Raw genomic sequence first — 12,776 nt, 5'->3', positions numbered from 1 at the left:
TCAGGCGGGGAGGACCTTGTCGATGGCGGCACCCAGCTCGTCGGCACCGGGCTCGACGGTGGGGGCGAAGCGGGCGGCGACCGTGCCGTCCGGGGCCACCAGGAACTTCTCGAAGTTCCACCGGACGTCCCCGGTGTGCCCGTCGGCGTCCGGGGTGTCCACCAGCGCGGCGTAGAGCGGGTGCCGGTCGGGCCCGTTGACGTCGACCTTCTCGGTCAGCGGGAAGGTCACCCCGTAGTTGACCTGGCAGAAGTCGCTGATCTCGGCGGCGCTGCCCGGCTCCTGCCCGGCGAACTGGTTGCACGGCACGCCGAGCACCACCAGGCCACGGTCGGCGTAGGTGTCCGCGAGCGTCTGGAGGCCGGCGTACTGCGGGGTGAGGCCGCAGCGGGAGGCCACGTTGACGACCAGCAACGCCTTGCCGCGGTAGCGGGCCAGGTCGGCGGGTCCACCGTTGAGGGCGTCGATCGGGATGTCGAAGACGGTCATGGGCCGAGGTTACGCGCCGGGCGCCGAGCGGGCGGGGGGCGGGCCCGACGGGTGAACTCCATGCACCAGGGGAAATCGAAACATGCACATCTTGACGAAGTGATGACGCCGTGAGTACCGTCTCACCATCGCTTTTGGAAAGTTTCCTAACAGTTCGGGAGACGCCTCATGAAAAGATCGCTCCGCCGGGCCCTCTGGGCCGGTGCCGTGGTCGCCGTGACCGTCGCTGCGGTACCGGTGACGACTGCCTTCGGCGCCGGCACGGTCACCACCACGTTCACCAGGGCACAGGACTGGGGGACCGGTCACGAGACGAGGGTGACCGTCACCAACGGATCAAGTGCCGCCATCAGCACCTGGCGCATCGAGTTCGACCTGCCGTCGGGCACCACCATCAGCAGCGCCTGGGACGCCGACGTCACCAGCAGCGGCAACCACTACGTCGCGGTCAAGAAGAGCTGGGCCGGCGGCATCGCGCCCGGTGCCTCGTTCAGCTGGGGCTACAACGGCACCGGCGCCTACAAGGCGCCGCTGAACTGCACCATCAACGGTGCCGCGTGCGGCGGCGGAACGCCCCCGCCGACCACCACGCCCCCGACCACCACGCCGCCGACCACGACGCCACCCACCACGCCCCCGCCCACCACGCCGCCGCCGACCACGCCGCCTCCCGGTGGCAAGAAGGTCGTCGGCTACTTCGCCGAGTGGGGCGTCTACGGGCGCAACTACCACGTGAAGAACATCCAGACCAGCGGCTCCGCCGCCAAGCTGACCCACATTCTGTACGCCTTCGGCAACACCACCGGTGGTCGCTGCTCCATCGGCGACAGCTACGCCGACTACGAGAAGGCGTACACGGCGGCGGACAGCGTGGACGGCGTCGCCGACACCTGGGACCAGCCGCTGCGGGGCAGCTTCAACCAGCTGCGCAAGCTCAAGCAGATGAACCCGCACCTCAAGGTGATCTGGTCGTTCGGCGGCTGGACCTGGTCCGGCGGCTTCACCCAGGCCGCACAGAACCCGGCCGCGTTCGCCGAGAGCTGCCACAACCTGGTCGAGGACCCGCGCTGGGCGGACGTCTTCGACGGCATCGACGTCGACTGGGAGTACCCGAACGCCTGCGGTCTGACCTGTGACACCAGCGGCCCGAACGCGTTCAAGAACGTGATCAGCGCGCTGCGGTCGAAGTTCGGGTCCAGCGCTCTGGTCACCGCCGCCATCACCGCGGACGGCAGCAACGGCGGCAAGATCGACGCCACCGACTACGCCGGGGCCATCGGCAACCTCAACTGGCTGATGCCGATGACCTACGACTACTTCGGGGCGTTCGCCGCGCAGGGTCCGACGGCACCGCACTCCCCGCTCACCTCGTACACCGGCATCCCGCAGCAGGGCTTCAACTCCGACGCGGCGATCCAGAAGCTCAAGAGCAAGGGCGTCCCGGCCAACAAGCTGCTGCTCGGCATCGGCTTCTACGGTCGCGGCTGGACCGGCGTCACCCAGGCCGCACCGGGTGGCAGCGCCACCGGAGCGGCACCGGGCACCTACGAGGCGGGCATCGAGGACTACAAGGTCCTCAAGAACACCTGCCCGACCACCGGCACGATCGCCGGCACCGCATACGCCAAGTGCGGCAGCAACTGGTGGAGCTACGACACCCCGTCGACCATCAACGGCAAGATGACGTACGCGAACAACCAGGGCCTCGGTGGCGCGTTCTTCTGGGAGCTCTCCGGTGACACCAGCAACGGCGAGCTCATCGGCGCCATCAAGGGCGGTCTCGGCTGAGCCGATGCCGGCGCAACACCCACACGGCGGGGAGGGGCCCGCACCGTCCCTCCCCGCCCGTGACACCACGGCCCGGCCGGCGTTCAGCGTCGGCCGGGCCGCCGTCATTGGGCTGACCCAGCTCGATGTGGCAGACTCGCGGCTCGGCACGTCTCGATCTCGATGGCACCGGCGACGGAGGTGGTCATGCGCCCGACCCACCGCAGGCTGGCGGCAACCGCCGCCGGGCTGGTGCTGCTGCCGGTCGCCCTGGTCGGCTGCGGGATCGGCGGCGGCGACACCAAGGCCGAGCCCACGCCCAAGCCCGCGCGGGCCCCCGCCGAGGAGGCCGCCGCCCGCTCCCGCGAGCGCGTGCAGGCGTACCTCGACGCGATGACCGCGAAGGACGTCGCCGCCGGCCGCAGCCAGCTCTGCGCTCTCCTGCACGACGGCTTCGACCTGGGTGCCACCGGGCCCAACGGTGACTTCGCCGACCACTTCCAGGTGCCGGAGGCGGCCATCACGGACATCCGGTCCGGTCCGCTCGGGCAGGAGGTCAGCGTCTCGGTCTCGGTCACCGCCGGCAAGCGCACCGTCACCCGTCCGCTGGTGTTCACCGTGACCCGCGACGGCAGCGACTGGTGCATCGCCGGAGAGGCGCCCACCGGCCCGCCGGGTGCCAAAGCGCCACCGACCGGCGTCGCCCCCACCCCCGCGTCCTGACCGGCGCCGGGCGGGTTGATCTCCCATCTGCCGGAACCGTCCCCCTCGCCGCCCGGTCACCCCGACGGTCGCCGTACGCTTTCTGTCATGCGCCATGAGTGGCATCAGCTGAGCCATCCCGCGGTGAGCAGCCCGGGCCTGCAGACCAGCCGACCGACCGTCGACTCCGCCGAGGACGCCGCGCTCGGGCTGGACCGATGGCGGGATCTGCCCCGCGAGCAGGTCCCACCATGGTCCGACCCGGCCGCCGTCGCGGCGGTCTGCAAGGTCCTCGACACCGTGCCGTCGGTCGTCGCGCCCTACGAGGTGGACCAGCTCCGGCAGAAGCTCGCCCTGGTCTGCGAGGGCAAGGCGTTCCTGCTCCAGGGCGGTGACTGCGCCGAGACGTTCGTCGACAACACCGAGAGCCACCTGCTGGCCAACGCCCGCACACTGCTCCAGATGGCGATCGTGCTCACCTACGGCGCGTCCCTGCCGGTGGTCAAGGTCGCCCGGGTGGCCGGGCAGTACACCAAGCCCCGCTCGCTGCCCACCGACGCGCGCGGCCTGCCCGCGTACCGCGGCGACATGATCAATTCGCTGGAGGCCGACCCGGCCGCGCGGGTCGCCGACCCGCAGCGCATGATCCGGGCGTACGCCAACTCGGCGGCGGCTATGAACATGCTCCGGGCGTACCTCGCCGGTGGGCTCGCCGACCTGCACGCGGTGCACGACTGGAACAAGGGCTTCGTGAAGAACTCCCCGGCGGGGGAGCGCTACGAGGCGATCGCTCGGGAGATCGACCGGGCGCTGGCGTTCATCCGGGCCTGCGGGATGACCGACGACGAGGCCCTGCGTACTGTCACGCTCTACTGCTCCCACGAGGCTCTGGCCCTGGAGTACGACCGGGCGCTCACCCGGGTCTCCGACCGTCGGGCATACGGGCTCTCCGGGCACTTCCTCTGGATCGGCGAGCGCACCCGGCAGATCAGTGGTGCGCACATCGACTTCATTTCCCGCATCGCCAACCCGATCGGCGTCAAGCTCGGCCCGACCACGTCCCCGGACGAGGCGATCGAGCTGTGCGAGAAGCTCAACCCGGACAACATCCCCGGCCGGCTCACCCTGATCAGCCGGATGGGCAACCACCGGGTACGCGACGCGCTGCCGCCGATCGTCGCCAAGGTCACCGCCGCCGGCGCCAAGGTGGTCTGGCAGTGCGACCCGATGCACGGCAACACGCACGAGTCGTCCAACGGCTACAAGACCCGGCACTTCGACCGCATCGTCGACGAGGTGCTCGGTTACTTCGAGGTGCACCGGGGGCTGGACACCCACCCGGGTGGGCTGCACGTCGAGCTGACCGGTGAGGACGTCACCGAGTGCCTGGGCGGCGCCCAGGGCATCGAGGACCTTGACCTGCCCGACCGGTACGAGACCGCCTGCGACCCGCGACTGAACACCCAGCAGTCGTTGGAGTTGGCGTTCCTCGTAGCGGAGATGCTCCGTGGCTGACGCGAGGAGTGAGCTTGCGAGCCCCGCAGTCGGCAGCCGAAGGGACAACAGTGGCTGACGCGAGGAGTGAGCTTGCGAGCCCCGCAGTCGGCAGCCGAAAGGACAACAGTGGCTGACGCGAGGAGTGAGCTTGCGAGCCCCGCAGTCGGCAGCCGAAGGGATGATCATGGCTGATCTGTTCGTGGACCTGCGTTCCGACACGGTGACCCGGCCCACCGCCGGGATGCGGGAGGCGATGGCCACCGCCGAGGTCGGTGACGACGTCTACGCCGAGGACCCGAGCGTCAATGCGCTGGAGGCCGAGGTCGCCGCGTTGTTCGGGCACGAGGCGGCGCTGTTCGCCCCGAGCGGGTCGATGGCCAATCAGATCGCCCTGCAACTGCTGGTGTCGCCCGGCGACGAGCTGCTCTGCGACGCGGACGCGCACGTGGTCACGTACGAGATTGGCGCCGCGGCCGCGTACGGCGGGATCTCCTCGCGGACCTGGCCTGCGGTGGGCGCGGACATCGACCCGGAGGTGGTGGCCGGGATGATCCGGCCGGACGGCTACTTCGCCGTTCCGACCCGCGCGATCGCCGTCGAGCAGACCCACAACCGGGGCGGTGGCGGCGTGATTCCGCTGGCCACCCTGCGGGATCTGCGGGGGGTTGCCGACGACGCGGATGTCGCGTTGCACTGCGACGGCGCTCGGATCTGGCACGCGCACGTCGCGGACGGGGTGCCCCTGATCGAGTACGGCCGGCTGTTCGACACGCTGTCGGTGTGCCTCTCCAAGGGCCTCGGCGCGCCGGTCGGGTCGCTGGTGGTGGGCAGCGCGGACAAGATCGAGCGAGCTCGGATGATCCGTAAGCGGATGGGCGGTGGCATGCGTCAGGCCGGCATCCTCGCCGCGGCCGGTCGGTACGCGCTCGCGCACCACGTCGACCGGCTGGCCGACGACCACGCGAAGGCGGCCCGGCTCGCCGAGGCGGTCGCGCCGTTCGGCGTGCTGGCCACCACGGTGCGCACCAACCTGGTCGCACTGGATCTCACCAAGCACACCCTGGACGCGCGGGCCCTGGCCGCCGCGGCGCGGGCCGAGGGCGTACTCATCTCGGTGCTCGGCCCCCGCACCGCCCGCCTGGTCACCCACCTGGGCCTCGACGACGCGGCCATCGACCGCGCGGTCGCGGCCCTGCCCCGCATCCTCGCCGCGTCCTGAACTCCGGCCGGCGCCCTCCCACGACCTGGTGATCCGGCGCCCTCCCACGACCTGGTGATCAAGAGGTTCGCGTCAGATTCCGGCCTCCGGATGACGCAAACCTCTTGATCACCGAGGTGAGGTCAGGGGCGGGGATCAGGGGTCAGGCGGGTCAGGGTTGTTATGTCGGCGGCGTGGCCGATCTGCTTCTCGCTCGGGGTCTCCACGACGAAGGGGACGCCGGCGGTGGCGGGGTGGGTCATCAGCTCGGCGAAGGCGGGCTCGCCGATGGTGCCCTTGCCGATGTTCTCGTGCCGGTCCCGGGTGGAGCCGCACAGATCCTTCGAGTCGTTGGCGTGGACCAGCCGCAGTCGGTCCGCACCGACCGTGGCCACCAGCGTGTCCAGGGTCGCCGTCATGCCGCCCTCGGCCGCCAGGTCGTGACCGGCCGCCCAGGCGTGGCAGGTGTCGAAGCAGACCCCGAGCATGGGGTGCCGGTCCACCGCGTCGAGGTAGGGCCCAAGCTGCTCCACCCGGGAGGCCAGTGACCGACCACCGCCCGCGCTCGGCTCGACCAGCAGCATCGGCCCGCCGGCTTCGGCGGCCCAGTCGAGCAGCGGCAGCAACTCCTCGCGGACCTGTCGCATCGCCGCCTCGGCGTACCCCTCGTCCACCGAACTGCCGGCGTGGAACACCACCGCCTGAGCACCGATCGCCACGCCCCGACGCAACGCGTGCGCCAGCGTCTGTGCCGACTTCTCGACAGTGGCCGGGGTGGGCGAGCCGAGGTTGACCAGCAGCGAGGCGTGGATGAACGCCGGAATGCCCCGCTCGGCGCAGCCGTCGCGGAACAGGGCGTCCTGCACGGGGTCACCGTTGGGCAGCGCCCAACCCCGCGAGTTGGAGACGTAGACCTGCACCACCTGGGCGCCCGTCGCGTCGGCGTACGGCAGGGCGGCCTTGGCCAGCCCACCGGAGGTCGGAGTGTGCGCGCCCACCGGACGCGAGGTGACCGCCGGCATCAGAAGCACGTGAGGGTGACCGGGGTGCCCGGCGGCACCTGCGAATTCTCGCCCGGGACCTGGATCCGGACCACGGCGTTCGGGTTGACCACGACGGTCACCGGGAAGCCCTGGCTCTCCAACGCCTGCTTGGCCTGCTGACACGGCAGGTCGATCACCCGGGGCACGACGATCGCCGGCGGGCCCTTGCTGACGTCCAGCTTGACCTGGGTGCCCTTTTCCACGCCGGCACCATCGGCGGGGCTCTGGCCGAGGATCTCGTCCCTGGGCTTGTCGGAGTCCTTGTAGGTCGGCACCAGCACCAGGTTGAGCTGGGCCAGAACGGTCCGGGCTTCGGTCAGGCTCTTTCCGACCAGGTTCGGCACCGACACCGGCGCCCTGCCACGGCTCACAATGAGGGTGATCTTCGCGCCGGGTTTGACCTCGCTGCCCACCTTGGGGGAGGTGTCCAGCACAACCCCGGACGGCAGGCTGTCGTCGTAGCGGGAGGCTCCCTTGGCCACCACCAGCTTCACGTTGACCAGGTCCGCCTCGGCAAGCTCGAACTCCTTGCCGATCACGTCCGGCACGGGGAAACGCTCCGGGCCGAGGGAGAGGGTCAGGGTGATCGCGCCACCCTTGACGATCCTGGTGGCGGACGCCGGGCTCTGCGCCAGCACGCTGTCCTTCGGGGCCTGCTCGTCGAAGCGCGGCTCACCGTACTTCAGCGTGAGCCCGGCACGGTCGGCCTGCGCCTGCGCCTCGGCCTTGCTCAAGCTCACCAGCTGCGGGGCATCCGTGTAACGACCGACACCGAACCACCAACCACCGATCGCGGCCACCAGGCCCAGCGTCACCACCACGGCCGCGACGGCCAGCCGGCCGCGTTGGCTCGCCATCAGAGTGCTGCGCAACGCTGCGAGTCGGGACCCCAGGCTGTCCGCGGGCTCCGGAGCGGCCCGACGTCGACCCGGCCCCTGGCTGCTGGCACCCTCGGGCAGCCGCGCCCAGGACGGGCGGTCGGAAGGGCGGACCGTCGCGACCACCATGGTCGGTTGAGAGAGTGGCTCGCCGCTCACCGGGCGGAGCACGGCGGTGTGGCTGTTGGCGTCGCCCAGGCGATCCCGGGCGGCCTGCACCTCGGTCAGCAGCGCGCCGGCGTCGGCGGGCCGCGCGTCGGGATCGCGCCGAGTCGCCCGCTGCACCAGGTCGTCGAGGACCGACGGCAGGCCGGGCACCAGCGTCGAGGGTGCCGGCACGTCCCGGTCGACGTGCTGCCAGGCGACGTCCACCGGGCGGTCCCCGTCGTAGGGCACGCGGCCGGTGAGCATCTCGAACAGCACGATGCCGGCCGAGTAGACGTCGGTACGTGGATCGGCGCGGCCCTCGGTGACCAGCTCCGGGGCGACGTACGCCACGGTGGCCATCAGCTGGTTGCCCTGCTCCTCGTCGGCGCTCGCCTCGACCGCCCGGGCCAGCCCGAAGTCGGCCACCTTGACGACGCTGTCGACCAGGTTGGCGACGCCGCCGGTGGGTGCCTCGGCGACCAGCACGTTCTCCGGCTTGACGTCGCGGTGCACCAGACCGGACCGGTGCGCGGCGGCGATCGCGGCGAGCATCTGCTCGACGATGGCCAGCGCCTCGTCCGGGTTGAGCCGGCGACGCTCGGCCAGCACGTCGCGCAGCGTGCGACCGCGGACGTACTCCATCACCAGGTACGGCAGACCGGCGTGGGTGCCCTGGTCGTAGACCGCCACCACGTTCGGGTGGGTCAGCCGGGCGATGGTCTTCGCCTCGTCGGTGAACCGGGCCACGAAGTTGGCGATCCGGGCTCGGGCCTCCGGTGCCTGGGTCGGGTGAATGATCTTTACAGCGACGGTGCGCTCGAGGCGCTCGTCGGTGGCGGTGTACACGGTCGCCATGCCACCACGGGCCACGCGACCGCGAATGCGGTAGCGCCCGTCGATCAGCGAGCCCAGCAACGTGTCGGCGACCTGAGTGTCCATCGGCAGGGAGTCTATGTGTCCAGGGGGTGAAGGATGAACAGGATGCTACAGCCGTACGCCGAACTGGAACGTCCCGCCGCGCTCGCCGGCCCTCACCCGCTGGTCAGCGACGCGTACGGGACCGGTCGCCGATCGGTCGTCCGGGGTGCCGGTGGCTCGTCGCGGCGACGACGTGGCAGGGTGGTCGGGTGACCGAACCCGTACCCGACCAGGCCGTCCCCGGCCCGGAGCTCGCCGGACCCGCCGACCCGGCCGGTTGGCTGACCCTGCCCGACGTGGCCGAGCGCCTCGACGTGTCGATCAGCAAGGTGCACCAGATGATCCGTGACCGGGAGTTGCTGGCGGTCCGCCGCGACGGCGTCCGCCGGATCCCGGTGGACCTGGTGGCCAACGAGACAGTGCTCAAGCACCTGCCCGGCGTGCTCAACCTGCTCTCCGACAACGGCTACGACGACGAGGCCGCGCTGCGCTGGCTCTACGAGCCGGACGACACCCTCCCCGGCGCCACCGCCGCAGCCGCCCTGTCGGGCGACCAGGCCCGCGAGGTAAAGCGCAGAGCCCAAGCCCAAGCCTTCTAACCCCACCCCCACCCCCCCCGGGCCCTCCGCCCACCCCGTCGATCATGAAGTTAGCGGCGCGACACGCCGTCGCGGACGCCGCTAACTTCATGATCGACCGGGGGAGAGGGGGCCGGAGGCCGGGGGAGAGGGGCGGGGTGGGTTAGTCGGCTCGGCGGGTTGCGGCTATGGCCAGGTCCACCAGGGCTTGGCGGGCCTCGGTGTCGAGGTCGACGGCGGTCAGGGCGGCCAGCGCGGCGTCGGTGAGCGTGACGATCCGCTGCTCGGTGCGGGCGAGAGCCCCGCTCGCCGTGATCAGCTCGCGGAGCCGGGCCACCCCCTGCTCGTCCAGCTCCGGGTCGCCGAGCCGGCTGAACAGCAGCTCGCGGCCCGCGTCGTCGGTTGCCTCCCCGGCCGCCGCCACGAGGAAGGTGCGCTTGCCCTCCCGCAGGTCGTCCCCGGCCGGCTTACCGGTCAGCGCCGGGTCACCGAAGACCCCCAGCACGTCGTCGCGGAGCTGGAACGCCTCGCCCAGCGGCAGCCCGTACGCCGAGTAGGCCGTCCGCACGTCGGCCGTCGCGTCGGCCAGCGCGGCGCCGAGCAGCAGCGGACGCTCGACCGTGTATTTCGCGGACTTGTAGCGGGCGACCTTGCTGGCGCGTTCCACCGAGGTGTCCCCGGTGGCCTGCGTCAACACGTCGAGGTACTGCCCGACGGTGACCTCCGTGCGCATCTCGTCGAAGACCGGCCGAGCCCGGGCCAACGCCTGGAGATCCAGGCCCGAGGAGTGCAGCAGCTCGTCAGACCAGACCAGGCAGAGATCGCCGAGCAGGAGGGCCGCGGCGTCGCCGAAGCCGTCGGGGTCGCCGCCCCAGCCGGACTGCCGGTGCCGCGCGGCGAACCGCCGGTGCACCGCGGGCTCGCCGCGGCGAGTGTCGGAGCGGTCCATCAGGTCATCGTGGATCAGGGCGCTGGCCTGGACGAACTCCAGCGCGGCCAGGGCGGTGACCACCTGGTCGCCGTCCACCCCGCCAGCGCCCCGGAACCCCCAGTAGGCGAATGCCGGACGCAGCCGCTTGCCGCCGCCGAGCACGAAAGCCTCGATCGCCTCGGCCACCGGGGCGAGGGCGTCATCCACGGCGGCGAGCCGACCCCGTTGACCGGCGAGGAATTCGGTGAGGGCCTTGTCGACGCGTTGGCGCAGGCCGGCGCGGTCGACGGGAGACACGGGAGCAGCTTGGGTCACTCCCCGACGCTAGCGGGTCGTCCTGACCCGCGCTCTCCCGCCACGCGTAGTCCCGCCGGTGCGGCCCGGACCGGTGCGCCCCGCCGGTGGCGCCCCGGCCCGCGCGGTGCGGCCCGGACCGGCGGCTCCTGTCGAGCCGGCCCGACGGGTGGCTGCGGCGGCCTCGGCGAGCGTCACCAGCGGCACGTCCAGGACGACGGCGAGCCAGCCGAGCCAGAAACCGCCGGGCACGCGGCGCTGTCGTTCCCAGCGGGACACCTCATGCCGGCTCAGAGTCGGCACTCCGGAAGCGGCACACAACTCGGCGGCGGCGCGCTGCTGGCTCCAGCCGCGGGCCAGCCGGCAGCGGGCCAGCAGTGGCCCGAGCTGCGCGGGGCGCGGCGCTGCGGGTGGGGTCACGGGTCCTCCTGGCGGGCGTCGGTGTGGTGACGACCCGCCCGGCCGACCGGCCGGACCGGCGTCACCGCTCGGTTGCTGACCCCCGCGCGAAACCCCGGAGCCGCCCCCGCCGCCCCTCCCACGCCACCCATTCCTACCCCGGGGGTACGACACCCGTGCGTCCACCGCGCCGGGACGGGCGGGGCGGCACGGGTCACCGGGTGGGAAGCGCCTGGGTCGCGGTGGCGTCGCCAGCTAGAGTCGGGTCGTGGCGCTCGGTCTTCCTTCGGTCCTCCCCAATCCGCAACCGGCGATCGGGGAGCTCATCCGTGAGCGCCAGCCGACCTTCTCGTTCGAGTTCTTCCCGCCCAAGACCGACGCCGGGGAGCGGCTGCTCTGGCAGGCCATCCGCGAGCTGGAGTCACTGCGCCCGTCGTTCGTGTCGATCACGTACGGCGCGGGCGGGTCGACCCGGGACACCACGGTGGCGGTGACCGAACGGATCGCCACCGACACCACTTTGCTGCCGATGGCCCACCTGACCGCTGTCGACCACTCCGTCGCCGAGCTGCGGCACGTGATCGGCCGGCTCGCCGGGGTGGGAGTGCGCAACGTGCTGGCGGTCCGCGGGGACCCGCCGGGCAACCCGGGCGGTGAGTGGATCCGCCACCCGGAGGGCGTGGACTACGCCGAGGACCTGGTCCGCCTGGTGCGCGATGCCGGCGACTTTAGCGTCGGCGTGGCCGCCTTCCCGTACAAGCACCCCCGCTCGCCCGACGTGGCCAGCGACACCGCGCAGTTCGTCCGCAAGTGCCGTGCCGGCGCGGAGTTCGCGATCACGCAGATGTTCTTCGACGCCGACGACTACCTGCGGCTGCGTGACCGGGTGGCCGCCGCCGGCTGCGACACCCCGATCGTGGCCGGGGTGATGCCGGTGACCCAGATCGGCACCATCGAGCGGTCCGTGCAGCTGTCCGGCGCGCCCTTCCCGCCGGCGCTGGCGGCCCGCTTCGAGCGTGTCGCCGACGACCCGGAGGCCGTCCGCCGCCTCGGCGTCGAGCAGGCCAGCGAGATGTGCCGTCGACTGCTGGACGAGGGTGTGCCCGGGATCCACTTCATCACCCTCAACCGGTCCACGGCCACGCGCGAGGTCTGGCAGAACCTGAAGGCCGGCGCGCGGGTGTGAACGTTGCTTCTGCGACACCTGATGCCCGGCACGACGGTTGATCCGTGGTGGGCACACAGCTGAACTGGGATCAGTACGCCACGGCGTGGGCGCGGTTGCACGGCGGGTTCGACCCTCGGGTCGCGGCCCCGGTGGTCCGCGCCTGGCTGCGATTCGCGTACCACGTCGGCTATGTGCTGGGCCGGCTGCGGGTCAGCCCGACCGCGGTCACAGTGGCCGGGGTGCTGCTCTGCTTCTGCGTACCGTTGCTGGTGACCCGCCCGGGCAACGGGCCCTTCCTGGGCGCGTTGTTCGTGCTTTTCGCCGCCGTGGCGGACAGCGTGGACGGTGCGGTGGCGGTCGCCACCAGCCGCACCACCCGGCTCGGCTACGTCTACGACTCGGTTGCCGACCGGCTCGGTGAGGTGGCGTGGTTGCTGGCGTTCTGGCTGCTCGGCGCGCCGGGCGCGCTGGTCGTCGCGGGTGGCGCGCTGTCCTGGCTGCACGAGTACGTCCGAGCCCGGGCGGTCGCCGCCGGCATGCGCGACATCGGCGCGGTCACCGTGGGCGAGCGTCCCACCCGGGTCTCGGTGGCGCTGGCCGGGCTGCTGGTCGCGGGGCTGGCCGGGCTGATCGAGCCGGAGCTGGCCGCCGGCACCATCACCATGGCGACCGCGGTGTGGGTGCTGTTGGCCGGGTTCGGCCTCGGGCAGCTGCTCTCCACCATCCGCCGCGCGCTGCTCGACGCCGACTGAGCCCCGGAGCGTGCG

At 71.9% G+C, this 12,776-nt stretch carries 13 protein-coding genes; 8 read left to right on the top strand and 5 right to left on the bottom strand.

Annotated elements, in window-relative coordinates:
- Complete coding sequence (locus CLT68_RS30245; protein ID WP_099856077.1) at positions 1-489, bottom strand: glutathione peroxidase; 489 nt, start codon at positions 487-489, stop codon at positions 1-3.
- A 168-nt stretch (positions 490-657) separates the two neighbouring features.
- Here CLT68_RS30245 and CLT68_RS30240 point away from each other — a divergent pair, with 168 nt between their 5' ends.
- From CLT68_RS30240 to CLT68_RS30225, 4 genes are all read left to right on the top strand, one after another.
- Positions 658-2,277 (top strand): glycosyl hydrolase family 18 protein, encoded by a 1,620-nt coding sequence (locus tag CLT68_RS30240; RefSeq protein ID WP_099856075.1) that lies wholly within the window; start codon positions 658-660, stop codon positions 2,275-2,277.
- A 186-nt stretch (positions 2,278-2,463) separates the two neighbouring features.
- On the top strand, positions 2,464-2,979 hold the full coding sequence (locus CLT68_RS30235) for a nuclear transport factor 2 family protein (RefSeq protein ID WP_099857805.1): 516 nt from the start codon (positions 2,464-2,466) through the stop codon (positions 2,977-2,979).
- An 87-nt stretch (positions 2,980-3,066) separates the two neighbouring features.
- Positions 3,067-4,473, top strand: coding sequence for a class II 3-deoxy-7-phosphoheptulonate synthase (locus tag CLT68_RS30230; RefSeq protein WP_088949414.1), 1,407 nt, complete (start codon positions 3,067-3,069; stop codon positions 4,471-4,473).
- 166 nt (positions 4,474-4,639) lie between these two features.
- The gene (locus CLT68_RS30225; protein WP_099857803.1) at positions 4,640-5,674 is read left to right on the top strand and encodes a GntG family PLP-dependent aldolase; all 1,035 of its coding nucleotides are present in this window, start codon (positions 4,640-4,642) and stop codon (positions 5,672-5,674) included.
- 122 nt (positions 5,675-5,796) lie between these two features.
- On the opposite strand, the gene CLT68_RS30220 is transcribed toward CLT68_RS30225, so the two are convergent.
- Positions 5,797-6,675 carry a deoxyribonuclease IV gene (locus CLT68_RS30220; protein WP_099856073.1) on the bottom strand — a complete coding sequence of 293 codons (879 nt, stop codon included), beginning with the start codon at positions 6,673-6,675 and terminating at the stop codon, positions 5,797-5,799.
- Positions 6,675-8,660, bottom strand: coding sequence for a Stk1 family PASTA domain-containing Ser/Thr kinase (gene pknB / locus CLT68_RS30215; protein WP_099856071.1), 1,986 nt, complete (start codon positions 8,658-8,660; stop codon positions 6,675-6,677). The genes CLT68_RS30220 and pknB overlap by 1 nt, the downstream gene beginning before the upstream one ends.
- 42 nt (positions 8,661-8,702) lie before the next feature.
- On the opposite strand from pknB, the gene CLT68_RS33005 reads away from it, so the two are divergent.
- Both CLT68_RS33005 and CLT68_RS30210 read left to right on the top strand, forming a co-directional pair.
- Complete coding sequence (locus CLT68_RS33005; protein ID WP_158240970.1) at positions 8,703-8,852, top strand: hypothetical protein; 150 nt, start codon at positions 8,703-8,705, stop codon at positions 8,850-8,852.
- Entirely contained in the window at positions 8,849-9,238 is a 390-nt protein-coding gene (locus CLT68_RS30210) for an Rv2175c family DNA-binding protein (protein WP_099856069.1), read from the top strand. The genes CLT68_RS33005 and CLT68_RS30210 overlap by 4 nt, the downstream gene beginning before the upstream one ends.
- Before the next feature lie 142 nt (positions 9,239-9,380).
- On the opposite strand, the gene CLT68_RS30205 is transcribed toward CLT68_RS30210, so the two are convergent.
- Together CLT68_RS30205 and CLT68_RS30200 are read right to left on the bottom strand one after the other, a co-directional pair.
- Positions 9,381-10,463, bottom strand: coding sequence for a polyprenyl synthetase family protein (locus CLT68_RS30205; RefSeq protein ID WP_099856067.1), 1,083 nt, complete (start codon positions 10,461-10,463; stop codon positions 9,381-9,383).
- Positions 10,464-10,472: 9 nt separating this feature from the next.
- Positions 10,473-10,862, bottom strand: a complete 390-nt coding sequence (locus CLT68_RS30200; RefSeq protein WP_099856065.1) for a helix-turn-helix domain-containing protein — start codon at positions 10,860-10,862, stop codon at positions 10,473-10,475.
- A 247-nt stretch (positions 10,863-11,109) separates the two neighbouring features.
- Here CLT68_RS30200 and metF point away from each other — a divergent pair, with 247 nt between their 5' ends.
- The gene (gene metF, locus CLT68_RS30195; RefSeq protein ID WP_099856063.1) at positions 11,110-12,027 is read left to right on the top strand and encodes a methylenetetrahydrofolate reductase [NAD(P)H]; all 918 of its coding nucleotides are present in this window, start codon (positions 11,110-11,112) and stop codon (positions 12,025-12,027) included.
- A gap of 44 nt (positions 12,028-12,071) precedes the next feature.
- Positions 12,072-12,761: a CDP-alcohol phosphatidyltransferase family protein gene (locus CLT68_RS30190; RefSeq protein ID WP_099856061.1), complete on the top strand. Its 690-nt coding sequence runs from the start codon at positions 12,072-12,074 to the stop codon at positions 12,759-12,761.
- Positions 12,762-12,776 lie beyond the last annotated feature (15 nt).

The organism is Micromonospora sp. CNZ299, from assembly GCF_002754415.1.
Note: the sequence above shows the minus strand (reverse complement) of the source record. Positions and strands in the feature narration are given on the sequence as shown.

Excerpts from the sequence above, each read along its gene's own strand:
- CLT68_RS30230 (WP_088949414.1), top strand. The coding sequence starts at position 3,067 with ATGCGCCATGAGTGGCATCAGCTGAGCCATCCCGCGGTGAGCAGCCCG.
- pknB (WP_099856071.1), bottom strand. The coding sequence starts at position 8,660 with ATGGACACTCAGGTCGCCGACACGTTGCTGGGCTCGCTGATCGACGGG.
- CLT68_RS30240 (WP_099856075.1), top strand. The coding sequence starts at position 658 with ATGAAAAGATCGCTCCGCCGGGCCCTCTGGGCCGGTGCCGTGGTCGCC.
- CLT68_RS30225 (WP_099857803.1), top strand. The coding sequence starts at position 4,640 with ATGGCTGATCTGTTCGTGGACCTGCGTTCCGACACGGTGACCCGGCCC.
- CLT68_RS30220 (WP_099856073.1), bottom strand. The coding sequence starts at position 6,675 with ATGCCGGCGGTCACCTCGCGTCCGGTGGGCGCGCACACTCCGACCTCC.
- CLT68_RS30235 (WP_099857805.1), top strand. The coding sequence starts at position 2,464 with ATGCGCCCGACCCACCGCAGGCTGGCGGCAACCGCCGCCGGGCTGGTG.
- CLT68_RS33005 (WP_158240970.1), top strand. The coding sequence starts at position 8,703 with ATGCTACAGCCGTACGCCGAACTGGAACGTCCCGCCGCGCTCGCCGGC.
- CLT68_RS30245 (WP_099856077.1), bottom strand. The coding sequence starts at position 489 with ATGACCGTCTTCGACATCCCGATCGACGCCCTCAACGGTGGACCCGCC.